This window comes from Acinetobacter seifertii (assembly GCF_000368065.1).
GTDB lineage: Bacteria > Pseudomonadota > Gammaproteobacteria > Pseudomonadales > Moraxellaceae > Acinetobacter > Acinetobacter seifertii.
The window spans coordinates 513,314-536,214 of record NZ_KB851200.1; the positions used below are offsets into that span (position 1 = coordinate 513,314).

The 22,901-nt window shown below is 39.2% G+C and carries 23 protein-coding genes; 13 read left to right on the forward strand and 10 right to left on the reverse strand.

What is annotated here, in order from left to right; all coding sequences use genetic code 11:
• Positions 1–102 precede the first annotated feature (102 nt).
• The 4 genes from F985_RS09845 to F985_RS09860 all read left to right on the forward strand — a co-directional run bounded on the left by F985_RS09845 (position 103) and on the right by F985_RS09860 (position 3,165).
• The gene (locus F985_RS09845) at positions 103–888 is read left to right on the forward strand and encodes an ABC transporter substrate-binding protein (protein WP_004700484.1); all 786 of its coding nucleotides are present in this window, start codon (positions 103–105) and stop codon (positions 886–888) included.
• A 91-nt stretch (positions 889–979) separates the two neighbouring features.
• Entirely contained in the window at positions 980–1,669 is a 690-nt protein-coding gene (locus F985_RS09850; RefSeq protein ID WP_004700487.1) for an ABC transporter permease, read from the forward strand.
• Positions 1,666–2,379, forward strand: a complete 714-nt coding sequence (locus tag F985_RS09855) for an ABC transporter permease (protein ID WP_004700489.1) — start codon at positions 1,666–1,668, stop codon at positions 2,377–2,379. The genes F985_RS09850 and F985_RS09855 overlap by 4 nt, the downstream gene beginning before the upstream one ends.
• A 9-nt stretch (positions 2,380–2,388) precedes the next feature.
• Entirely contained in the window at positions 2,389–3,165 is a 777-nt protein-coding gene (locus F985_RS09860) for an ABC transporter ATP-binding protein (RefSeq protein ID WP_004700491.1), read from the forward strand.
• 74 nt (positions 3,166–3,239) lie between these two features.
• Here F985_RS09860 and abeS read toward each other — a convergent pair whose 3' ends face one another.
• From abeS to F985_RS09880, 4 genes are all read right to left on the reverse strand, one after another.
• Entirely contained in the window at positions 3,240–3,569 is a 330-nt protein-coding gene (gene abeS / locus F985_RS09865; protein WP_004700493.1) for a multidrug efflux SMR transporter AbeS, read from the reverse strand.
• A 247-nt stretch (positions 3,570–3,816) separates the two neighbouring features.
• Positions 3,817–4,068 (reverse strand): YfhL family 4Fe-4S dicluster ferredoxin, encoded by a 252-nt coding sequence (locus tag F985_RS09870; protein WP_004700496.1) that lies wholly within the window; start codon positions 4,066–4,068, stop codon positions 3,817–3,819.
• A 2-nt stretch (positions 4,069–4,070) separates the two neighbouring features.
• Positions 4,071–5,441 (reverse strand): prephenate-dependent tRNA uridine(34) hydroxylase TrhP, encoded by a 1,371-nt coding sequence (gene trhP / locus F985_RS09875; protein WP_004700498.1) that lies wholly within the window; start codon positions 5,439–5,441, stop codon positions 4,071–4,073.
• A 57-nt stretch (positions 5,442–5,498) separates the two neighbouring features.
• Complete coding sequence (locus F985_RS09880) at positions 5,499–6,965, reverse strand: aminotransferase-like domain-containing protein (protein WP_077164462.1); 1,467 nt, start codon at positions 6,963–6,965, stop codon at positions 5,499–5,501.
• Positions 6,966–7,194: 229 nt separating this feature from the next.
• On the opposite strand from F985_RS09880, the gene F985_RS09885 reads away from it, so the two are divergent.
• Positions 7,195–8,064 carry a PhzF family phenazine biosynthesis protein gene (locus F985_RS09885; RefSeq protein WP_004700503.1) on the forward strand — a complete coding sequence of 290 codons (870 nt, stop codon included), beginning with the start codon at positions 7,195–7,197 and terminating at the stop codon, positions 8,062–8,064.
• Between the two features lie 52 nt (positions 8,065–8,116).
• On the opposite strand, the gene F985_RS09890 is transcribed toward F985_RS09885, so the two are convergent.
• Positions 8,117–8,896, reverse strand: coding sequence for a ferredoxin--NADP reductase (locus F985_RS09890; protein WP_002118187.1), 780 nt, complete (start codon positions 8,894–8,896; stop codon positions 8,117–8,119).
• 104 nt (positions 8,897–9,000) lie between these two features.
• Here F985_RS09890 and tsaA point away from each other — a divergent pair, with 104 nt between their 5' ends.
• Positions 9,001–9,729: a tRNA (N6-threonylcarbamoyladenosine(37)-N6)-methyltransferase TrmO gene (tsaA, locus tag F985_RS09895; protein WP_004700505.1), complete on the forward strand. Its 729-nt coding sequence runs from the start codon at positions 9,001–9,003 to the stop codon at positions 9,727–9,729.
• A gap of 10 nt (positions 9,730–9,739) precedes the next feature.
• On the opposite strand, the gene F985_RS09900 is transcribed toward tsaA, so the two are convergent.
• Positions 9,740–11,008 (reverse strand): MgtC/SapB family protein, encoded by a 1,269-nt coding sequence (locus F985_RS09900; RefSeq protein WP_004700508.1) that lies wholly within the window; start codon positions 11,006–11,008, stop codon positions 9,740–9,742.
• A 288-nt stretch (positions 11,009–11,296) separates the two neighbouring features.
• Here F985_RS09900 and F985_RS09905 point away from each other — a divergent pair, with 288 nt between their 5' ends.
• The 4 genes from F985_RS09905 to F985_RS09920 all read left to right on the forward strand — a co-directional run bounded on the left by F985_RS09905 (position 11,297) and on the right by F985_RS09920 (position 15,602).
• Complete coding sequence (locus F985_RS09905) at positions 11,297–13,054, forward strand: type IV pilus assembly ATPase TfpB (protein WP_004700509.1); 1,758 nt, start codon at positions 11,297–11,299, stop codon at positions 13,052–13,054.
• A 75-nt stretch (positions 13,055–13,129) separates the two neighbouring features.
• A complete protein-coding gene (locus F985_RS09910) occupies positions 13,130–13,480 on the forward strand; it encodes a NirD/YgiW/YdeI family stress tolerance protein (protein ID WP_004700511.1) in 351 nt (116 codons plus the stop codon).
• A gap of 104 nt (positions 13,481–13,584) precedes the next feature.
• Positions 13,585–14,247, forward strand: coding sequence for a response regulator transcription factor (locus F985_RS09915; protein WP_004700513.1), 663 nt, complete (start codon positions 13,585–13,587; stop codon positions 14,245–14,247).
• Complete coding sequence (locus tag F985_RS09920) at positions 14,244–15,602, forward strand: ATP-binding protein (protein WP_004700515.1); 1,359 nt, start codon at positions 14,244–14,246, stop codon at positions 15,600–15,602. Before F985_RS09915 ends, F985_RS09920 begins: the two co-directional genes overlap by 4 nt.
• A gap of 65 nt (positions 15,603–15,667) precedes the next feature.
• On the opposite strand, the gene hemP is transcribed toward F985_RS09920, so the two are convergent.
• Complete coding sequence (hemP, locus tag F985_RS09925; protein ID WP_000993415.1) at positions 15,668–15,838, reverse strand: hemin uptake protein HemP; 171 nt, start codon at positions 15,836–15,838, stop codon at positions 15,668–15,670.
• Between the two features lie 136 nt (positions 15,839–15,974).
• Between hemP and F985_RS09930 the strand changes: the two genes are divergently transcribed.
• Entirely contained in the window at positions 15,975–16,877 is a 903-nt protein-coding gene (locus F985_RS09930) for an NUDIX domain-containing protein (protein ID WP_004700518.1), read from the forward strand.
• Between the two features lie 22 nt (positions 16,878–16,899).
• Here F985_RS09930 and F985_RS09935 read toward each other — a convergent pair whose 3' ends face one another.
• Entirely contained in the window at positions 16,900–17,451 is a 552-nt protein-coding gene (locus F985_RS09935; RefSeq protein WP_004700519.1) for a tetratricopeptide repeat protein, read from the reverse strand.
• Between the two features lie 20 nt (positions 17,452–17,471).
• Positions 17,472–19,868 carry a penicillin-binding protein 1B gene (gene mrcB, locus F985_RS09940; RefSeq protein ID WP_004700521.1) on the reverse strand — a complete coding sequence of 799 codons (2,397 nt, stop codon included), beginning with the start codon at positions 19,866–19,868 and terminating at the stop codon, positions 17,472–17,474.
• Between the two features lie 185 nt (positions 19,869–20,053).
• Between mrcB and F985_RS09945 the strand changes: the two genes are divergently transcribed.
• On the forward strand, positions 20,054–20,962 hold the full coding sequence (locus F985_RS09945; protein WP_002049094.1) for an NAD(+) kinase: 909 nt from the start codon (positions 20,054–20,056) through the stop codon (positions 20,960–20,962).
• Complete coding sequence (locus tag F985_RS09950) at positions 20,959–21,231, forward strand: YeaC family protein (protein ID WP_002118245.1); 273 nt, start codon at positions 20,959–20,961, stop codon at positions 21,229–21,231. Before F985_RS09945 ends, F985_RS09950 begins: the two co-directional genes overlap by 4 nt.
• A gap of 202 nt (positions 21,232–21,433) precedes the next feature.
• Here the strand turns inward: F985_RS09950 and F985_RS09955 are convergent, their stop codons facing one another.
• Positions 21,434–22,447, reverse strand: coding sequence for a glycosyl transferase family protein (locus F985_RS09955; protein WP_004700525.1), 1,014 nt, complete (start codon positions 22,445–22,447; stop codon positions 21,434–21,436).
• Positions 22,448–22,901: the final 454 nt, after the last annotated feature.

Sequence of the window (22,901 nt, forward strand, 5' to 3'; positions counted from 1 at the left end):
TAATTTACTGGTATAGAAATTGCAATTATTTCGGCAGAAGAGTAATTTAGAAATTGCTCAAGTTTTTATCACCTTATTTGGATTTTAAGGAGAAGCTTCAAGATGGCAAGCTTTATGAAAAAAATGTTCGTTTCAACAACCTTAGTTTTGGCTGCTGTTGCAACGAATGTTCAAGCAAAGGATTGGAAGGTGATTCGTTTTGGTACTGAGTCGTCTTATGCTCCATTTGAATATAAAACACCAGATGGCAAGTTAACTGGTTTTGATGTTGATTTAGGTAATGCCATTTGTGCAAAGCTTAAAGCCAAATGTGTTTGGGTTGAAAACTCTTTTGACGGGATGATTCCCGCACTTAAAGCGAAAAAATTTGATGGCATTCTTTCATCAATGACAGTGACTGATGAACGTGCGAAACAAATTTTATTTAGTAGCAAAATCTACAATACCCCAACGCGTATGGTTGCAAAAAAAGGCTCACCGTTATTGCCAACACCTACTTCATTAAAAGGTAAGCGTGTAGGGGTACAACAGGGCACAATTCAAGAAACATACGCTAAAACCTATTGGGCTCCAAAAGGTGTGAGTGTTGTTCCTTATCCAACTCAAGACTTGATTTACCAAGACATGATGTCTGGTCGTTTAGATGCAACGTTACAAGATGCAATCATGGTTGATGGTGCTTTCTTAAAACAACCGAAAGGCAAAAACTTCGCTTTTGCTGGTGGCAATGTGGTTGATGTCAAAACATTGGGTGTAGGTGCGGCTATTGGTTTACGCAAAGAAGATGCAGATTTGAAAGCGAATATCGACAAAGCTTTGGCTGCAATCATTGCTGATGGCACATACAAGAAACTCGAGAAAAAATACTTCGCTTTTAGCATTTACTAATGATGTGAAAAATGTCGGCTAAGTGCCGACATTTTTAAATCTATTCTCATCTCATCAATATTAGATATTGTTTTTAAGGAGAAGATGAGTCATGTCTTTTTCTGGCTATGGGCCACTCCTTCTCAGCGGAACATGGATGACCATACAGCTTGCGCTGTTGTCACTCTTGCTTTCTGTCATTATTGGCTTAATTGGTGCGAGTTCAAAACTCTCTAATATTAAAGCTTTACGTTATATTGCGACCGGCTATACCACGCTCATTCGTAGTGTGCCTGACTTAGTGATTATGCTGCTGTTATTTTATAGCTTGCAGTTGGGTCTAAATCAAATTACTGAAGCACTGCAAATGGATCAGATTGATATCAACCCATTTGTGGCTGGTGTGATTACCTTAGCGTTCATTTATGGTGCATATTTTACAGAGACCTTTCGTGGTGCATTTCAATCTGTTCCAACGGGACAAATTGAAGCAGCAATGGCCTATGGGATGACGCCGTGGCAGGTTTTTCGACGTGTTTTATTCCCTCAAATGATGCGTTTTGCATTGCCTGGTATTGGTAACAACTGGCAAGTTTTGATTAAAGCGACCGCACTGGTTTCCATTATTGGCCTAACTGACATTGTAAAAATTACGCAAGATGCAGGTAGAAGTACCATGCAATTGTTCTTTTTCAGCATCGTCGCTGCTGCAATTTATTTGGCAATTACCACCGTGTCAAACCTGATTTTAATGTGGCTTGAACGTCGTTATTCTGCTGGTGTAAGGAAGGGGCAATTATGATTGAAATCCTTCAACAATATTGGAAGGCATACCTTTGGACCGATGGCCTACAGATGACCGGTGTCGCGATGACTGCTTGGTTATTGGTGCTTTCAATCGGTATTGGGTTTGTGCTTGCTGTGCCTTTATCACTTGCACGAGTATCAGAAAATATCTGGTTGCGTGGCCCAGTTTGGCTGTTTACTTATGTGTTTCGTGGAACACCACTGTACATCCAATTGTTAATTATTTACTCGGGCATTTATAGCTTTGATTATGTTCATGAACATCAAGCGCTCGATGCATTCTTTCGAGAGGGCATAAATTGCACCATTTTGGCATTCGCGCTCAATACTGGTGCATATACGACTGAAATCTTCGCTGGAGCGATCCGTTCTATTCCACATGGTGAGATTGAAGCTGCTCAAGCTTTCGGTATGTCAAGATGGAAACTCTACACACGGATTATCATTCCGTCGATGTTACGCCGCGCTCTGCCATTTTATGGCAATGAAGTCATTTTAATGTTGCATGCGACAACCATTGCATTTACAGCAACTGTTCCCGACATTTTAAAAATTGCGCGCGATGTGAATGCCGCAACCTATGACACTTTCAATGCTTTTGGAATTGCTGCTGTGTTGTATGCAGTGTTGGCATTTATTTTGATTTGGATATTTCGTAAGTTGGAAAAACGTTGGTTGGCATTTTTAAAGCCATCGAATCATTAGGAGACATAAATGGAACACGTTGCAAAACTAGTGATTCGTGATTTACACAAAACATTTGGCGATCATGAAGTACTGAAAGGGATATCACTTGATGCAAATGCTGGTGATGTAATTAGTATCATCGGTTCATCTGGTTCGGGTAAAAGTACCTTGCTGCGTTGTATCAATTTTTTAGAACAACCGAGCAATGGCACCATTAAACTCAATGGTGAAAAACTACGCACAGTCTTTGATAAAAAAGGCAATTTAAAAGTGGTTGATCCAAAGCAACTACAAAAAATGCGTACTCAACTGATGATGGTGTTCCAGCACTTTAATTTATGGTCACATATGACAGTGCTGGAAAATGTCATTGAAGGGCCAATTCATGTGCTTGGAGTAAAACGTGCAGAAGCAGAAGAGCGTGCACGCAAATATCTACGCAAAGTTGGATTGCCTGAAAGTGTTGAAAGCAAATATCCAGCATTTTTATCTGGTGGGCAACAACAACGGGTAGCGATTGCTCGTGCTTTGGCAATGGAACCGGAAGTGATGCTATTTGATGAACCAACCAGTGCACTTGATCCGGAGTTGGTGGGTGAAGTGCTCAAGGTTATGCAGAGTTTGGCTGAAGAAGGCCGTACCATGATTGTGGTGACACATGAAATGGGCTTTGCACGTCATGTGTCTAATCAAGTGATTTTCTTGCATCAAGGAAAAATTGAGGAACAGGGCCATCCTGATGAAGTACTCAACAATCCGAAAAGTGAGCGTTTAAAGCAATTTTTAACAGGCAGTTTAAAATAAGCCATTGATACCGAGTAAGATGAAATTTTTTATAAAAAGATTTTCATCGTACTCGGTTTCTTTTTGGTTATATTTTATAGATGAGTGTTTTTAGAAAACACATTAATAATGATAATACCTGCAATCATTAAAGTAAGACCAATACAGGCCGCTAAGTCTAAATGTTGTTTGTAAAATATCCAGCCAATTGCAGAAATTAAAATAATACCCGCGCCCGACCAAATGGCGTATGCAATTCCAATTGGGATCGTTTTTAGCGTCAGGGACAATAAATAAAAAGCAATCGCATAGCCCACAACCGTAACGATGGATGGAATGGGAACAGTAAAACCTTGAGATGCTTTTAAGGCTGAAGTTGCAATGACTTCACAAGCAATCGCAATTGCTAAATAAAGATAAGACATGGGGAACTGCGCCAGAATGAGTTTTAATCAATCTATATGAAATGTTGAAATGGTTTGCCAGTTTTAACGATTGTGCAATTTTTTTGGTACAACATTACCAGTAAACCAAACTGAACTGATCATTTGATTTTATATTAGCAAAGTGGCTTAAGCTATTTATTCATTTATTTAATCATTGATCTGTATAGTCATTTAAGAGAATCAGCAACCTTAGCTTGATCCTCTATAGAATTTTTAATGAGATAAATTAGTTGAGTAAATTTAACCCTTTAAATTTCTCTAACAGTTGCTCTTTATTTTCAATATGCGCAGGGTCTGGTTTTATGCAATCGATAGGGCAAACCGCTTTACATGTTGGCGCATCGTAAAAACCTACGCACTCGGTACAACGAAGTGGATCAATTTCATAAACTTTGCTCCCTTCAAAAATAGCGATGTTGGGACATTCAGGTAAGCACATATCACAGTTGATGCAGTCACTCGTAATCAAAAGTGCCATGTTTAACTCGCTGAATAAGCCAATGTAGATGCAGTAATACTTTCTTTCGCATGCGGCAAATTGCGTACGAGTAGGGCATAACTGATATCAACATCTTGTGAGAGTGGAATTTCAACAAAATACCCCGAACCTTTAGCATCTATAATTGGGTTACCTTTTAAATCGCGCATTTCGGTTAAGGTAAAGGTGATATTGCCTTGAGGTGTCATGAGTTCAAGTGAGTCGCCAACCACAAAACGATTTTTAACTTCAATGCGAATATAATCACCGCGACGTTCTAAAACCTCTCCACAAAATTGTTGATAGTCAAAATGTGATGAACCATCAGCATAGTTTTGATATTCGCTATGAACATGACGTCTTAAAAAACCTTCGGTATAACCGCGATTTGCCAACCCTTCGAGCTGAGTCATTAAGCTTGGGTCAAATGGTTTACCTGCTAAAGCATCATCAATGGCCTTTCGATAAATTTGAGCAGTACGCGCACAGTAAAAATACGACTTAGTACGGCCTTCAATTTTCAGTGAGGCGATGCCCATTTTGGTTAAATGATCTACATGTTGTACCGCACGTAAATCTTTAGAGTTCATAAAATAGGTGCCATGTTCATCTTCTTCGGCAGCAAACATTTCTTCATCATTACGTTGTACAAGCAAAGTTTGAGCTGAAGTTGTCTCTGATTGTGCAGATGAGCAGCAAGACTTTTCTAAGGTGTTGAGCTGAGTGACTGGAATCACATCGCCGTTCACATCTTCTTGAGCTTCATGCAACTTATAGTCCCAACGGCAAGCATTGGTACAAGCACCTTGGTTGGCATCACGTTTATTCATATAACCAGAAAGTAAGCAGCGACCTGAGTAGGCCATGCATAGTGCGCCATGTACAAAAACTTCGAGTTCAATATCTGGGACGTGTTGCTGGATTTCTTCGATTTCTTCTAATGACAACTCACGTGATAAAATCACGCGGCTTAGACCGTAGTCTTTCCAAAATTTAACAGTGGCCCAGTTAATAGCGTTGGCTTGAACCGATAGATGAATTTGCACTTCTGGGAAATGCTCACGCACCATCATAATTAAACCCGGATCAGACATAATAAGTGCATCTGGCTGCATCGCTACAATCGGTTCAAGGTCACGAATAAAGTTCTTTAATTTGCTGTTATGAGGCTGAATATTCACCACAACATAAAACTTTTTACCCAAAGCATGCGCTTCATCAATTCCAATTTTTAAGTTGTCATGATCAAAAGCATTATTACGCACACGTAAACTGTAACGTGGTTGGCCTGCATATACGGCATCTGCTCCATAGGCAAATGCATAGCGCATGTTTTTTAGTGAACCTGCGGGAGAGAGGAGTTCAGTTTTCATAAAATAAAAAGGCATAAAAAATATATGGTTTTATTTTATTAACTCCACATGTTGGATTCAACCTACTGAATTAGTAGGGATTTGATCTATATCATTTTGCGCGGGTAGCATATTTTTTGCTAACTCTCCTAAGCGCATCAAAGCATTTAACATTTTAGGATTTGGCTCAAAACAAGCTGCAATACGTAAACAATGTCTAAAACGTTTATCAGCCGAACATAAAATTCCCGGCATACATAAGATTTTTTCATCCATGGCCTGATGAAACAGTTCTAGAGTATCAATTGATTCGGGTAGCTCTAACCATAAAATAAATCCTGCTTGTGGTCGACTGACTCGAGTACCGAGTGGAAAATAACGGCAAATATAAGATTTGACGGTATCGATTTGCTGTTGATAGCGTTTTTTGAGCTGCCTTAAATGTAGATCATATCCGCCATTTTCTAAAAAAAGTCCCAACGTTTCCGTGAGCAAAGCCGGTTCAGCAACAGTGGTCGTAAATTTAAGTTGCTGCACAATATTACGAAAGCGCCCAGCTTCTACCCAACCAATTCGATAGTCGGGTGCTACGGTTTTCGTATAGCTACCACACACCAAAACCCATCCATTTTGATCAAACGCCTTAATGTTGGGTAAAAGCGGTTCTGTCAGTTGCAATTCGGCGTACATCGCATCTTCAATGACAGGAACTTGAAACTGATTAGCTAACTCTGCCAAGCGACGACGGTTAGTTTCAGGCATGCTAAAACCGAGAGGATTGTGACCTGTTGGAATGGTTAATATAACTTTTACACTTTTAGATTTTAACAGTTCTTCAAGAGCATCAAGGCACATACCTGTATGCGGCGAAGTCGGCACTTCTACGATTTTTCGGCCTAAATTATGAAGAAGCGGGTACAGGTTATGAAAAGTAGGAATCTCAAGAGCAATGCTGTCACCTGCTTGTGTGGTTGCCATAATCGCAAGACTCAAAGCCTCCATTGTGCCGTGAGTCAGCACAATATCATCTGCTGAAAGAAACATACCAAGTTGTAAACTTCGCCTCGCAACTTGAGTACGTAAACGCATAGAGCCGGGCGGTAAAGTATAGTTTTTAAAAATGTCTGGCTGCGTCCGTAAAACTTGAGCAGTTAAGCGTTTTAAGCGTTCAATTGGATAGAAGTTTTCACCTGTAGGGCAAGCTAAGGCCAAATTGACATAGTCGGTGTCCATCTGCTTTTTAATAATTTGCGCGAGAAAACAGCTAATTCCTGAAAGAGATACTTTTTCTTCACTGACATAACGTTCTTCGAGTTCGAGTAAGTTTGAAGGTGCATGACAAACATAATAGCCAGACTGTGGACGAACTGAAATTAAACCTTGGTCTTCAAGCTGACGATAAGCTTCTTTTACGGTGTTAATGCTGACCTGATAATGATTTGCGCAGTCGCGAATTGATGGTAAGCGAGAGCCGATAGGCTGTCTGCCATTCTGAATTTGCAGGGTGAGGTCATCACTCACTTTTTTATATTTGTACATGTCAATTCATTAAAAAGCCAAAGCAATGGATACACTTTATAGTGATCTTATATTTAACTCAAATATAGTGATTGCTTTTGATTAGTTCATTTAACACAAATCTAACTTAAAAACTGTGTCTATTATTTTTCATATGAACTGATACTGTAACCATTAAAAATAAATCAGTAAGATCAAAAAATGGTAAGGATTTAAAAGCCATAATTTTTAATTACAAAATCAGTAGGAGTGGTCTATGTCTGTTGTTGCATTTAAACAAGTTGATGTTTTTACTTCACAAGCATTTAAAGGTAATCCTGTTGCAGTCATTATGGACGCCAGTGCCTTAACATCTGAACAGATGCAGGAAATTGCGAATTGGACTAATCTTTCTGAAACAACATTTGTGCTCCCTGCGACCGATTCTCAAGCTGACTATCAGGTTCGAATTTTTACTCCGCAAAGTGAGTTGCCATTTGCAGGACATCCTACAATTGGTACTGCCTATGCTTTGCTTGAAGCAGGCCTCGTGACACCTAAAGATGGTAAACTGGTACAGCAATGTGCTGCGGGTTTGGTGACTCTGACCGTAAGTGACTCAAAGCATATTTCATTTGAACTACCTAAGCCTAAAATTACTCCACTTGACCCAATGCACACTGAAAAACTGGCTGAAATTTTAAAATGTCAGATTGATACTCAATGGAATGCTACATTGGTTGATGTAGGCGCACGTTGGATTGTATTACAAGCGGTGAATGCCGAAGCTGTTTTAGATAGCCAACCAGACTTTGCTGCTTTAAAAGAACATGATTTAGAAATGAAAGTTGGTGGAGCGACGGTTTATGGTTTTTATGAAAATAATGATGAGCAAAAACATATAGAAGTCCGCTCATTTGCTCCTTCTATTGGAATAAATGAAGATCCAGTTTGTGGGAGTGGTAATGGTAGCGTAGCTTCATTTATTCGTTACCATGAAATTTTGCCAGCACAAAATGATGTGGTGCTTTCTTCACAAGGTCGGGCTTTAGGCCGAGATGGACAGCTTCAACTTGAATTGCACCAAGATAAAATTTTAGTGGGTGGAACAGCTGTTACCTGTATTGATGGCAGTATCACCTTATAAAAAGAAATAAAAAACCGAGGACTTTACCTCGGTTTTTTTATTTAGAAAAATCTTATTTTTCTACGAACGCACGTTCAATTACGTAGTCGCCCATTTCACCCATACGAGGTGATTCAACTAAACCATGTTGGTCAAGTAACGCAGCAACGTCTTTTAAGAATGCGGGGCTACCGCAAAGCATTGCACGGTCAGTTTCACGGTTAAAACGTGGTAAACCAATTTTTTCAAATAAAGCGCCAGTTTCAATTGCAGTTGTTACACGGCCTTGAGTGTGGAAAGGTTCACGAGTAACAGTAGGGTAGTAAACAAGTTTGTCTTTAATACCTAATTCTTCAAAGAATTCATGGTTTGGTAATTCGTTCAAAATCAGGTCTTGATACGCTAATTCAGAAATATAGCGTGTACCATGAACAACGATGACTTTTTCAAAGCGTTCGTAAGTTTCTGGGTCACGAATAATTGATAAGAATGGAGCAAGACCAGTACCAGAAGATAAAAGGTACAAGTTTTTACCCGGTAAAAGATCATCATGAACCAATGTACCTGTTGGTTTTTTAGAAACTAAAATTTCGTCACCAACTTGTACTTTTTGCAAAATCGAAGTTAAAGGACCGTCTTGTACTTTAATTGAGAAGAATTCTAACTCTTCTTCGTAGTTCGCACTTGCAATCGAATACGCACGCATTAACGGTTTGCCATTCACTTCAAGTCCGATCATCACGAACTGACCATTTTTAAAACGTAAGCTAGTGTCGCGTGTAGTTTTAAAACTGAAAAGGGTGTCATTCCAGTGGTGCACATGAGTAATGCGTTCAACGTTAAAAGCAGCCATTAAAGGTCTCGATCACGATTAAAAGAAAACAGATTGCTATTCTAATCTAATTTCATTCCCGATAAACTGAATATATTTAATTGTGTTTATAAGAAAAAGTGATGATGAACTCTGTCACCCTCCCAATAGTCGGGCACATGTGCTCACCTTTTCGAGAAAAATTTGGTATTCCACGTCAGCCCAACTTGGTCAATATCGAGTCTTATATCGAAATGGTTGAACCTTATAATGACTTATTGGCTTTTGAGGGAATTGAGCAATTTACTCATCTCTGGCTCATCTGGCAGTTTCATGACAATAAAAATCAGGAGACTGCAACTAAGTTTCGACCTCAGGTTCGCCCACCACGTTTAGGGGGGAATGAAAAAATTGGTGTATTTGCAACACGCAGTATGTATCGTCCAGCGCCTGTAGGTTTATCTGTAGTACGTTTAAAAAAGGTTGAAAAAGTCGGTAAGTCTTTAAGAGTGTATGTTACGGGCAGTGATTTACTAAATGGCACGCCAATTTTAGATATTAAACCTTATATTCAATATTCAGATGCCATTGTTGATGCTCAAAGTGGCTATGCACAAGCTGAACCAGAACGAAAGCAAGTCATCTGGTCGGAAAGTGCAGTGAATATCCAGCAAAATCTTCTAAAAAATAAAAAAATTAACGGGCAATATCTGGATGAATTAGAGCAAGTTCTAGCTTTAGACCCAAGGCCTGCCTATCAAGAAGACCCTGAACGAGTCTATAAAATGAAGTTTTCTAATTTTGATATTCATTTTAAAGTGAATGATAATGTAATTACAGTGGTTGATATGGTAGAAGATGTTTTACTCGCTTAAACATCTCATTTCAAAACCAATGTATGTTCATCCAGAGTAGGCAAATTAATATCGCCATGTGAGTGAGTTGTGCGGGAATAAAAGCAAGGGCATAGCGTATTCCACCTGAAATAGCCGAATTAATACTCTTGGCAATTGCATGCACTGCAAAACCACTCATAAAAGCGATTAGTAGCGATGTGTGAGCGTTATTCGGTTCTCCTTGTACAATTACTGCTGCAATAGCTGCATGTATTTCGAATAAAGAGGCAAGTAAGGTCCCTGCGATTAAGCCTGCATCTCCTAAATATAGACTTAGACCATAAACACCAATCTGAATGAGTGTGAGTGTTCCCGCAATAATCACGGCTTCTTTTAAGCTGAACATTCTGGAGTCTAATTCGGCTGAAGTCGTACTTGGTTCCGCCTTACGCAATAAAATAAAGGCCCACACCGCTAAAAAAACCAATGCAATCAGCATTGGAAATATAATGACTTTGAACCATGCTAAGCTAATTCCAATCACAATAATTAAGGTCTGAATGAGTGTAGAAACACACGACATCAATGCAGCACCTGCATTTGTGGTGGCGTTCGCACGACCAGAACGAACTTCTAAACCTAGAGTTGCAATAGTCGCTGTACTCGATACAAAACCAGATGCTAAAGAAGAAAGTAATAGAGCATTTTTCGATGACAAAAGCCGCTTTGCAATATGTGCGAGCGCTTGAACAAATAAAATCAAAGTCAGTAATTTTAAAATCACATGTGGGTTTAAAACAGGTCCCCAAAATGGTTTATTGGGGACTAACGGTAAGGCAATTAAAAGTAATGCCAGTAAAAAAATCCCATCACGCAATTCTGATTCTGTAATCCATTGACTGGCTATGCCATGCATGGATTGTTTTGCTAATAAAATAATCGTCATGATGACGGCGAGACCCGCAGCTAACGAAATATTCCAGATACAAAGTGCTCCTATAAAGTAAGTCATAATAAAAGCGAGTTCTGTAGTAACACCGGGGTCATTCGGCTGATTTTTAAGGGAGACTATGCTGATTGCGCCAATAAGTAGAGCGCCTACAATTCCAATTTCAGTACCAAATAAAAAGCAGATTGCACCAAGTAGGGAGCTAATTGCAAAAGATCGAAAACCTGCAAACGTTTTGTATTCATGTTTGAGCTTGCTGCGTTCACGTTCCAAACCAATTAATAACCCACAGCCTAATGCCGCTGCAATAATGGTGATAAATTCTTCAAAAGATGCAGTTTGTAATGACATTGTCATTGGAAGATTCATAATACTTCCTCTTTGGTTTATTGTTATATACAGGTGTTAATCATATTTAAATCATGTATTCATATGCAGTGTATGCTTTTTATTGTATTGAGCCTAGTCTCTTTTTTAATCAAACTATCACAATAAATATCTTTATAAATATGATCTATGCCACAAAACAATAATAAGTTGAGAATTGGTTTAATTAATTGAAGTTAAAAGGTATTTAAAAGCTGAATTTGGAAATTTTCATACCAGTTAAATCTAAAACATCTCTGCTATATTATAAAAATATATTGGGGATAACACATGAATGCACATGTAGAAATAGACGCACATTGGTGCCTAGAACAACTATTACAAGAAGGCCGTATTACTGAGCGTGATAAATTACTGGTACAAACGACAAATAGACAAAAAGATCAATTGAAATGGCATCCATTACAGTGGATTGCCCATTTTAATTTAAAAGATCAACACCACGTACAGGCACATTTAAGTTTAAACCGCCTGTGCCAATGGTTTGCCGATCGGGCGCAATTACCATTATTTGTGATTGATCCTTTAAAGGCAGATGTCAGCGCTTTAACTCAAGTCATGTCACAAGAGTTTGCGATTCGAAACCACATTTTAGCTGTAGAAGTCCATGCGGACCGAATTGTGATTGGTACCGACCAGCCTTTTAAAATAGATTGGTTAAATAATCTGGAACGCAGTTTGGCACCGAAGAAAATTGAACGGGTACTGCTTAATCCCGAACAGTTGCAACGTTATTTGCGAGAGTATTATCAGGTTAGCCGTGCAGTAAACTCAGCTCAGAAAGATGCAGCTCATGACCGTGATAACAAGGGGGTAGAAGCACTTTTACAGCTTGGTGATAGCCAAAACCCTGATGCCAATGATCAACACATTGTGAAATTGGTCGACTGGATTTTACAGTTTGCGTTTGAACAAAGCGCCAGTGACATTCACATGGAACCGCGTAAAGACAATGGTAACGTTCGGTTCCGTATTGATGGCGTTTTACACACCATTTATAACATGGCTTCAAATACACTGACCGCCGTGATTTCCCGAATTAAAATTTTAGGGCGGTTAAATGTAGCGGAAAAGCGTAAACCGCAAGATGGTCGATTAAAAACACGGACACCGAAAGGACAAGAAACCGAACTACGTTTATCAACTTTGCCGACTGCATTTGGTGAAAAACTGGTTATGCGTATTTTCGACCCAGATGTATTGGTACGTTCTTTTCAGCAATTGGGTTTTGATCAGTCTTTATTACAACAGTGGCAACGCATAACACAAAATAGTCACGGCATTATTTTGGTTACTGGTCCAACAGGTTCTGGTAAAACCACAACGTTATATTCTTCTTTAAAGCAACTCGCAACCGATCAAGTCAATGTCTGTACCATTGAAGACCCGATTGAAATGCTAGAGCCTAGTTTTAACCAAATGCAGGTCAATAATGCAATTGATCTGGGCTTTGCTGATGGTGTGCGTGCCCTGATGCGTCAAGACCCAGACATTATTATGATTGGGGAAATTCGTGACCAAGACACTGCGAACATGGCCATTCAGGCGGCACTCACAGGGCATTTGGTGCTGTCAACTTTACATACCAATGATGCGCCGTCAAGTTTGACTCGTTTACACGATTTGGGCGTGCAACCCTTTTTAACAGCAGCGACTATTTTAGGTGTATTGGCACAGCGTTTAGTGCGACAGCTTTGCCCGCACTGTAAGCAGCAAACTCATATTAATGAGGATGAATGGCAGCACCTAACTTTCGACTACATTATGGAAATGCCAGAAAAAGTGTATCAAGCAGTAGGCTGTGAACAATGCCGTCATACAGGCTATAAAGGCCGAGTCGGTATTTATGAATTTATGCCTGTTAGTCTTGAGCTTAAGCATTTGATTGGTAGTCACGCAACATTAAATGAACTAAGAAGCCAAACTAAAAAAGAAAGTGTGGAGCCTTTGCGAATTGCTGGAGCGCATAAAGTCATTGAAGGACTTACTACTTTGGAAGAGGTATTACGTGTTGTGCCTTTAAATTAAATTTTTCTTAAGATTCACCTCATTTATGCTTGTTTTACTGATGTCATTCCAAGATGTAATCAAATAGGTGATTTTATGAAAACATTTAAAGTGATCTTGATGACAGCTATTACTGGTATCGCCATAGCACATCTATCTACGAGTCAGGCAGCAGCGATACCTGCAACGGTTACTACTGTTAAGCAAGCATTAAAGGCAAAAGACAATACGCCTGTAAAATTACATGGGCAAGTAGTGAAGTCTATAGGCGATGAGAAATATCAGTTCCGAGATAAAACAGGCACTATCATTATTAATGTAGATGATGAACTTTGGCAGGGTCATCCTATTTCTCCAACGACTAATATTGGTCTGGTTGGTGAAGTCGATATAGACTTTAAACCCTCAAAACATGTAGAAATTGATGTAGAGCAAGTCCAATTTTAAGCATTGGACTTTGCTTATACCATTTATAGCCGCACGAATGATGCGGCTTTGCTTTTTTAATAAATGCTTGGCAAGATCAAGTCAGAATATAACAGGATAAATAGATGAGAATTTTGCTTGCAGAAGATGATCGCTCTCAAGCGGAAAGTATTCAATCTTGGTTAGAGTTAGATGGCTATCAAGTCGACTGGGTTGAAAGAGGTGATTACGCGCTTACTGCGATTGAACAGCATGACTATGACTGTATTCTACTTGATCGAGGTTTGCCTGAATTGGCGGGTGAAAAAGTCTTAGCAACAATACGTTATAAACAAAAAAATGTACCAGTCATTTTTATTACGGCGCGTGACAGCATTCATGACCGAGTAGAGGGGCTAGATTTAGGTGCTAATGACTACTTGGTTAAACCTTTTAGCTTAGAAGAGTTATCTGCCCGTATTCGGGCTCAATTACGTAAACAAACTTTGAGTCAGCAATCGGTTTTAACTTGGGGAGATTTACATCTTGATACTCAAGCAAAAGTTGTATTATTGGCGGGAATCTCTATTGATTTAACAGCAAAAGAGTTCCAAATCTTACGTAAGCTCATGGTTCATCCTGAACATATTATTACGCGTGATCAGTTAGAAGAAGCGCTCTATGCATGGGGTGACGAGATTGAAAGTAATGCGATAGAAGTTTTTATTTATCAACTTCGAAAAAAAATCGGCAATAGCAGCATTAAAACCATACGGGGACTAGGCTACCGTATGGGAGATTTAAAATGAAATTGAACCGTTCATCTTTACAGTCTCAACTGGTTAAGACCACCATGTGGAGCAGTGTAGTGGTAGGGCTGTTGGCTTTAGGTTTGCTGACTATATTCTCGATTTACCACAACATGTCCGTGCAAGATCAAATTATGGATGAAATTTCAGATACTTTGTTGGTTTCTGATCTTTCTAACCATCCTATGAAGCAGTTTGATGAGCTTAGTGATGAATTTGATATTCAGTATGAATTATTAGACTCTGGTCAATTGCTTACCCATTCTCATACTTATCAACATGAGCTTTTTGAGCAGGGTAATTTATCCAAAGGGTTTTCATACTTTTGGTTTGATGGTCAATTATGGCGTAGTCTAGCCACACAGCAAAAAGATTCAGAGCTGCAAGTTGAAGTCTTTCAGCCCATGAGTACACGTGTTGAAGAGGTACTCAAAGCACTCGCTGGATATAGCGGTCTTATGGTTCTGTTCTGGCTATTACAATGGGTGATTGTAAGCTGGCGTACAGAACAACAATTGGCGGCTTTAAATCTACTTTCTAAGCGTATTGCTCAAAAAACTGCATCAAATTTAGAACCTATTCAAGACCCGGATGTCATTACAGAAATTCAACCAGTCATAGATGCTTTAAATCAGTTACTTGCAAGACTCCAGCGGGCGCTTGTTGCTGAACAACGCTTTACCGCAGATGCCTCACATGAGTTACGTTCACCTTTATCAGCAATACAAATGAGGCTTCAAGTTTTACAGCGTAAATACCAGCATGTTCCAGAGCTTGACCAAGACTTCGAACGCATCCAACAAGACGTTTCAAGAAGTACAAAGATTCTTGAAAATTTACTACTACTTGCTCGTTTAGAGCCTAATGAAACAGAACAGCCAGATCTGTTTAAGAGTGTGATTGATTTAAACCATATATTGGCTCGAGTCATTGAAACCGTAAATATTGATGCGCAAGCCAAACAAATGATGATTGAGACCAATATTTTGTCAAATGAAACTAAAGTATTTGCGAATGAAGAGTTACTCTTTATTGCTTTTCGAAATCTATTTGATAACGCGATTCGCTATAGTCCTACTTTAGGATTTATTCATGTTGAACTGAGTCAGTCCCAGCAACAACTGAAAATTTCTATAGAAGACGCTGGAAATGGGGTAGATGATGAAGTTTTAAGACGTCTAGGACAGCGTTTTTTTCGGGTATTAGGTACGCAGCAGCAAGGGTCAGGACTAGGGCTCTCAATTACTAAAAAAATTATTCAACTCCATAGTGGAGAACTACAATTTATGCATGCAAGCCAAGGTGGTTTAAAAGTTGAAGTGATAATGCCTTTTAATCAGGAAATACAAAAATAGCATGGTTGCCCATGCTATCCATTTTTTGTTTTCCCACGAATATTGTTGAAACGCGAGGATGGTTCTTATTTAGTTAAAATGAGACGGTTATTGCGTGTAAGGCGTAAACGATATTCCTCGCCAGCATGCATAATTCGAATTTCACGACCTAATGCAAATAGGTTGTTAGAATGCAGCATTGGTAAGGCATGAGCTGAATCAGTGTTACGAGTAAATAAGCTAAAAGGTGCGTTCATTTGTTGTGCTCCGTGGTATATTCTTGAACGATTTAAATGATAATCATTATCGAATAGATCTGTCAATGAGATTTTAAAGAATTTATAAATTGATAAAATTTGCTTACACTTGTGAAAAACTTGAGTGAGTAGAAAAATGCCTAAACCGATCGTCGATGTTGCAATAGCTATCTTAATTCATCGTGGGAAAATATTAGTTGGATGGCGTGGGGAGCAGCAGCATCAAGGTGGCAAGCATGAGTTTCCAGGAGGAAAGGTCGAGCAAGGTGAAACACCAAAAGAAGCCTGCCGCCGTGAAATTTATGAAGAAGTCGGTATCGGTTTAAAAGAATGGCATCAATTTGATTATATTCACCATGAATATGATGACATTATTGTCAATCTTCATTTGTTCCATAGCTATGTACCTGATGAGTTATTAAATCTTATTCACCAGCCTTGGACATGGTATACGCGTGATCAGCTAGTTAACTTAAACTTCCCGAAAGCCAATAAAGACATCATAAAAAGATTGTATTGGCCACATTTCATTAAAATTAATTCTACGCTCGTACTAACCGAAAATAAGGACACTTTAGTGTATTGGCGTAGTGAAAAAGATAGTTTTAATCCAGAAGATATAGAAAAATTAGTGCTGTTAAATACAGAGCAGCTTTCAAAATTAATCATAAATATCGATATTTGGCGCAAACTAAAACCTGAGTTAAAAAGCCACATAAAAACAGTTCATCTTAAACAGTCCCAATTAATGAGTTTGCATAAAGGTGATTTAGAGGTGGGAGTGCGTTTTATTGCAGCTTGCCACGATGCAGTTTCTTTACAACACGCACAGCAAATCGGCTGTGATGCTGTTTTTGTAAGTCCTGTCAAAGTAGCTGAAACTCACCCAGAAGCGAGAGCACTTGGGTGGGATCGTTTTGCTGACTTGATTGAGAAATGCCAGATTCCCGTCTTTGCTTTGGGGGGGATGAGTCCTGATGATTTAGCCACAGCACAGCAACACGGTGCGTATGGCTTGGCAGGTATTCGTAATTTTTAAAAAGATATAAAAGCATTAAAAGCTAAAGCGCTTTTAATGCTTGCTGAGCTTCTTGAATAGTTTTTTGGTTATTGCGTTGTTGCCCAGCTTTTAAAATGGTTAGCCAAAGCTGTTTTTTCATCGCTTGGCTCTGAGCAAAGCTTAAACCACGTCTTGCAAGAGACTCAGCATTAGCATATTGCTGTTTATGACTTGCACTGAGTGCTAAAAATAAATAAGTCTCGGCGGCTTGTGGTGCTAAACGCTGCGCTTGAAGGGCGTAGCGCTCAGCCTCTGACCATTGCTGGTTTTTGTAAGCTTGCTCAGTTTTTTGCATTAACGTTTTAAAAGCAGGTAATTGGCTTCCATCATCATTAAATCGTTGGGGCTTTTTCTGCTGAGGAACAATCACCTGTAAACTTTTACGTTGAATATCTGGATGATCATAAGGTGTAATTTTTACACCAGATGGTGTCTCAGTATTCTTTTTTTCGGCAACAGGTGGTGTTTTCTCTTTTGGGACTGAATGATCTGGTAAAGTTGTACAGCCGACCATAAGTACAGCACCAATATAAAAAACACCCTTCTTTAACATATCCTGTTTCCTGTTAACACTTAGTTGTTATAACTACCACTAGAAATCACTCGTGTGTTATTCGACAGATCTTGTTCCATCTGACTTTCACTATCACGAATATAGCTATCGCTATTATCCGGTTGAGATGCTGGTGCTGTGTTATCACTTTGTGGTGCGTATGTTGGATCAACTTGATAATAAGGTGCTGCACATGGCGTAGCACGATGTGGCACTGTATGCGTCAGCATAGGAATATACATTGCGCCAGCACAAGCCTGTGCCGACAAATCACCTGTTGCATGATCAATCCATTGCCACTGTACAGTGTCTGGTTGACGTAGATTTACTGGGGTTTGACGTAACTGTTTCATCACATTAATCCACACAGGTAATGCTCCAGATGAGCCAGTTAAGCCAGTTACTTTATTGTCATCTAGACCTAACCAGACTACAGCAACATGGTTACCGGAATATCCAGCGAACCATGAATCACGTGTATCGTTGGTTGTACCTGATTTACCAGCCAATTTTAAAGTAGGTGATAAGCTGTTATAAGCTGCACGACCAGTACCTGAAGACATAACCTGTTGTAGACCATAGTTCATGATATAGCCAACAGATGGATCAATTGTTTGTTGTACGTTTAAACCATAACGATCAAGTAAACGACCCTTGGCATCTACTACAGAACGAATTGCACGAGTTGGATATTTAAAACCACCTGTAGCAAAGTTTTCATAAATACCGAGTACTTCCATTGGTGACATATTAACTGCACCAAGGAAAATAGAAGGGTAGGCTGGAATTGGTGATTCGACACCAAATTTCTTTAAGTTGTTGGTAAATGTAGATAACCCAAATTCTTGACCTAAACGCACAGCAGAAAGGTTATAAGAGTTTGCCAAGGCTTCACTTAAACTTACAACGCCATGACCACCGCCACTATAGTTTTTCGGTGTCCAGCTTTTACCACCATCTACAGGAATGCTAATTGGCGCATCTTCGATCTTGCTTGCCCAGTTATAACGTCCAGACTCCATTGCGCTTAAATAAATCACTGGCTTCAATAGGGAACCGACTTGACGTTTTGCGTCTAGAGTACGGTTGAATCCAGTAAAGTCTTGAGTCGAGCCGACAGCTGCAATCAATTCACCATTTTCTGGATGTGCGATGAGCACAGCACCTTGCAAGTTTTTCAAACGAGCAGGGTTGCTTTGACTAAGACGTTCTACAGATGCTTTAAATGCATCTTGAACTTGAGTTTGAGCAATTGGGTCCAAGGTCGTAAAAATACGTAGTCCTTGATTTGTTAAATCACTTTCTTGATATTCGGTACGTAACTGACGACGTACAATATCTAAAAAGTCAGGGAATTTTGCAGGCCCTAGGCTTGGTTTACTTAGAATACCTAAAGGACGTGCAATTTCAGTTTCATATTCTGCTTGAGTTAAATAACCCATTACACGCATGTTATTGAGCACTGTATCGCGACGATTTTTTGCCCCTTCAGGGTTTTTCCAAGGGTTATATAACGATGGACCTTGAACTAAACCGACTAAATAAGCTTGTTGCGCGACATTGAGTTCACGAAGTGGTAAACCAAAATAAAATTGTGAAGCTAAGCCATAACCATTGATTGAATAGTTACCATTTTGGCCTAAATTTACTTCGTTTAAATAAGCTTCTAAAATTTCATCTTTGCTGTAATGCAACTCAATAAGTAAAGCCATTAATGCTTCATTCACTTTACGTTTTAAGGTGCGTTCAGGTGTTAAATAGAAGTTTTTAACTAACTGTTGTGTGAGTGTTGAACCACCTTGGCGACGTCCTCCAGTGACATTACTCACCAAAGCACGTGCTGTACCACGAATCGAGATACCGTGGTGATGATAGAAGTTGCGGTCTTCGGTAGAAATTAAAGCTTCAATCAGTGGTTTAGGAACACTATTAAGTTTAATCAGGACACGGTCTTCATTATGCTGGGTATAAATGCCCCCAATGAGTAAAGGTTCTAAACGAGCCACACCTGTTGATGATGGTTTTGTACTACGTACATCTGCAACCTGATCGTTTGCAAAGCTGAGCTCTAAAACCTGTTCAGGTTCTACGCTATCACCATAGTCGAAACCACGTGTATGCACATACATGTTGCTACCTTGAGCAACAAAGGTTCCTGACTTGTCATAATTACTTGAAGTTTTGTAACCTAATAATTTTAATTCTTGAGTGAAATTTGCTTGTGTAATGGGTGCATTATTATAAATTTCCAAAGGCCGAGCAAACACTTTGGCCGGAATGTCCCAGCGCTGTCCTTCAAATTTTTCACGAATAATATTATCTAAACGAATCAGATAGATACTAAGAGCAATAAAAGCACTAATCACCAAAATTGAAAAAATTAGCGCGAAGAAACCGATACCACGTTCAAACTTCATATAAATGAGATAAAACCCTAAACAATACGTTAATGATGCGATAGCTTGTCATCAATTTGCAATGATAAAACTGTGAATAAATTGAAAACTTAGATTGAATTTTACAGCATCTTGTTGTTATGTTTTTTTAAATTAATCAGGATAATGTTATGATAACGTAGAATCGCAGCGGAGCTTACTCATTCGTGCAAATTTCACATAAGTCCTTCAGAAACGTCGGGTTAATTGGTCGACCGGATAAATCATCAGTTGTAGAAACACTATGTTTAATTCATGACCATTTGCTAAGTTTAGGCCTAAACCCCATTTTTGATCAGGAAACTGCCGAATTAGTGCCCTATGATCATGCGCAAGTTGTTAGTCGTCACTTATTAGGTGAAGTCGCTGATCTGGTCATTGTAGTAGGTGGAGATGGTTCTTTGCTTCATGCAGCCAGAGCTTTAGTTCGCTACAATACACCTGTTATTGGCATTAACCGTGGGCGTTTAGGATTTTTAACCGATATTAAGCCTGCGGAAGCTATTTTTAAACTTGATCAGGTATTACAAGGTCATTTTCAACTTGATCGCCGTTTCTTGCTTGAAATGGAAGTACGTACCAATGGCGAAGTCATTTACGACGCAATTGCTTTAAATGATGTCGTACTACACTCAGGTAAGTCGGTACACATGATCGACTTTGAACTTAATATTGATGGTCAATATGTTTACCGTCAGCATAGTGATGGTTTAATTGTTTCGACACCAACAGGATCAACTGCTTATGCATTGTCAGGTGGTGGCCCAATTTTACATCCAAGTATGGATGCGATTGCATTAGTCCCTATGCACCCCCATACATTATCTTCACGCCCAATCGTAGTCGGTGGGCAAAGTGAAATTAAAATTGTTATTCGCGAAAACCGGGTATTACCGATGGTGAGTGCAGACGGACAACACAGTGTATCGCTCAATGTCGGTGATAGTTTGCACATCCGCAAACATCCATTTAAATTAAGTTTATTACACCCACCAGGTTATGATTTCTATATGGCTTGTCGTACCAAACTGGGTTGGAACCAAGATTTTGAATCTTTTCAAAGAGATGAATCATGAATATTGAACAAATGCTATCTGTTTTAAACCCTGAAATTGTCGAGCGTTTAAAAACAGCCGTAGAGATCGGTAAATGGCCAAATGGTGTTGTTTTGACAAAGGAACAGCGCGAAACATGTATGCAAGCTGTGATTGCTTGGGAGTTAAAGAACTTACCGGAAGATCAGCGTAGTGGTTATATTGACCGCGGAACGAAAGAAGAGGGTGAAGAGTGTGATGATGATCATCACAAGCATGAGCCTGAGTTTAAACCGATTCGTTTTGTTTAAAACTTAATAAGACAGAAAAATTATTTTTGGTTATTCCATACAGCCCTTATATAGCATGTTTTTCATAACTCATAGCATATAGGCTTTTATTACTTTTGAAGGATCAAAAGTAACCAAAAATCCTCTGTATCACTGACGATACTTCCTGTATCGCAGTGATACGGTCGACATCCATGTCGACCTTCACGATAGCATCTGTTAACTACAAATTAATATTGCTTAAATTTCGTGTTTCCCATAGCACTTTTGCTTTTTGCATCGCTTCTTCAAAGCTAGCAACAACGCCCATGGTATATAACGCAATACCCATGGTTTCTGTTACTGCCATTTCACCATATTCATGATGCTGCTGACCAAGCCAGACCGCTTTAAACGTTGCTAAATCTAACTCTTCTTCAATTCGGCTACGTTCAGGCGTAAGCTTTGGCAACTCATGTTCATAGAGCTCACCATTTTTAATACCGCAAATGAGAGTTTTAGCATCAGGGTTTCGCTCAAATTCACCGCCTTCACCTTTAATCACTGCACTATTTTGATAGCCCAAGCGAAGCGCACTATGTTGATGAGAGGTTCTATACGCGGGATGGAATATCGCTTGTAAGGTGGCTTTCGCATTAAATGGGTTAATGAGGCGAGCCAAAGTGTGAATAGGCGAGCGTAAGCCCATCACATTTCTCAAAGAAATTAAATCGCTTAAAACAGGTGAAATTACATCTAATGGTAAGTAAGCAAAATTCTGTTCGGCTAATTGTGTGCGGACTTCTTGTTCAGAATGGCAAATTTTATAATCTAAATATTCCAAAACTTGTTCAGTATAGACTCGGTTAATCGTATGCCCAGAAGCGCCATGCATGACGATTTTGTAGCCGTGATGCGCAAGTGTCAGAGCAGCCAATAAAAACCAAGGATAATGTTTACGCTTGCCTGCATAAGATGACCAATCTAAGTCAACGTCTAAAGGTTGAAAATTAAGCTGGTCTTTGGTGGCTTGTACGAAACCTGAAAGCTCATCAATGGACTCTTCTTTAACACGTAGTAGCATTAAAAAAGCACCCAACTGAACATCAAGAACTTCGCCTTTTAAAATCATGGTAAAAGCTTGATAGGCTTCTTCATAACTCAGTGAGCGAGATCCGGTTTTCCCCTTACCTAAAATACGGACATATTGCGCAAAGGGATGTTCAGCATCTTTATAGATATTACGTTTAGTATTCATGGCAGTTCAAAACAGTAAAAATAAGGGGTATGCAGCTCAAAATGAAATGTCTGCAAGTACTTATCAATATGACATAAAAATCTGCTGAAAAAATATCAAAAGTGTTTGTCATACTAAAGTCTTAAGGCCGCATGGGTGTTTTTTATACGTATTAGCCAAAAATTTAACCGAATCGTGATTTAATTCGAGTAAACTTTCATGTGCTTTTTTGAGCACTCATATCATAATTTTCTGTGATTCTCCTATATCTTCAGCTTTTTATTGAAAAAGTAAGAGGTTATTTCTGGCTACTCAAAGTGGTTGGAAACTTCAGGTATTTTCCTGTTTTAGAAAACAGCTTTTTTGTTTTCGTTGAGGTAGTAGGAAGGTTTTTTGTTATTAAAAAACCATTTCCCTTTTGCGGTGTCCATGTGAAAGGTTAGGGCTGTGTATTCGTAAAGAATAGACGTTTCAT

Excerpts from the sequence above, each read along its gene's own strand:
- F985_RS09890 (WP_002118187.1), bottom strand. The coding sequence starts at position 8,896 with ATGGCTGCTTTTAACGTTGAACGCATTACTCATGTGCACCACTGGAAT.
- F985_RS09930 (WP_004700518.1), top strand. The coding sequence starts at position 15,975 with ATGCCTAAACCGATCGTCGATGTTGCAATAGCTATCTTAATTCATCGT.
- F985_RS09905 (WP_004700509.1), top strand. The coding sequence starts at position 11,297 with ATGAATGCACATGTAGAAATAGACGCACATTGGTGCCTAGAACAACTA.
- mrcB (WP_004700521.1), bottom strand. The coding sequence starts at position 19,868 with ATGAAGTTTGAACGTGGTATCGGTTTCTTCGCGCTAATTTTTTCAATT.
- F985_RS09860 (WP_004700491.1), top strand. The coding sequence starts at position 2,389 with ATGGAACACGTTGCAAAACTAGTGATTCGTGATTTACACAAAACATTT.
- F985_RS09900 (WP_004700508.1), bottom strand. The coding sequence starts at position 11,008 with ATGAATCTTCCAATGACAATGTCATTACAAACTGCATCTTTTGAAGAA.
- abeS (WP_004700493.1), bottom strand. The coding sequence starts at position 3,569 with ATGTCTTATCTTTATTTAGCAATTGCGATTGCTTGTGAAGTCATTGCA.
- F985_RS09845 (WP_004700484.1), top strand. The coding sequence starts at position 103 with ATGGCAAGCTTTATGAAAAAAATGTTCGTTTCAACAACCTTAGTTTTG.
- F985_RS09885 (WP_004700503.1), top strand. The coding sequence starts at position 7,195 with ATGTCTGTTGTTGCATTTAAACAAGTTGATGTTTTTACTTCACAAGCA.
- tsaA (WP_004700505.1), top strand. The coding sequence starts at position 9,001 with ATGAACTCTGTCACCCTCCCAATAGTCGGGCACATGTGCTCACCTTTT.
- hemP (WP_000993415.1), bottom strand. The coding sequence starts at position 15,838 with ATGAACGCACCTTTTAGCTTATTTACTCGTAACACTGATTCAGCTCAT.
- F985_RS09950 (WP_002118245.1), top strand. The coding sequence starts at position 20,959 with ATGAATATTGAACAAATGCTATCTGTTTTAAACCCTGAAATTGTCGAG.
- F985_RS09935 (WP_004700519.1), bottom strand. The coding sequence starts at position 17,451 with ATGTTAAAGAAGGGTGTTTTTTATATTGGTGCTGTACTTATGGTCGGC.
- F985_RS09955 (WP_004700525.1), bottom strand. The coding sequence starts at position 22,447 with ATGAATACTAAACGTAATATCTATAAAGATGCTGAACATCCCTTTGCG.
- F985_RS09920 (WP_004700515.1), top strand. The coding sequence starts at position 14,244 with ATGAAATTGAACCGTTCATCTTTACAGTCTCAACTGGTTAAGACCACC.
- trhP (WP_004700498.1), bottom strand. The coding sequence starts at position 5,441 with ATGAAAACTGAACTCCTCTCTCCCGCAGGTTCACTAAAAAACATGCGC.
- F985_RS09870 (WP_004700496.1), bottom strand. The coding sequence starts at position 4,068 with ATGGCACTTTTGATTACGAGTGACTGCATCAACTGTGATATGTGCTTA.
- F985_RS09910 (WP_004700511.1), top strand. The coding sequence starts at position 13,130 with ATGAAAACATTTAAAGTGATCTTGATGACAGCTATTACTGGTATCGCC.
- F985_RS09850 (WP_004700487.1), top strand. The coding sequence starts at position 980 with ATGTCTTTTTCTGGCTATGGGCCACTCCTTCTCAGCGGAACATGGATG.
- F985_RS09855 (WP_004700489.1), top strand. The coding sequence starts at position 1,666 with ATGATTGAAATCCTTCAACAATATTGGAAGGCATACCTTTGGACCGAT.
- F985_RS09915 (WP_004700513.1), top strand. The coding sequence starts at position 13,585 with ATGAGAATTTTGCTTGCAGAAGATGATCGCTCTCAAGCGGAAAGTATT.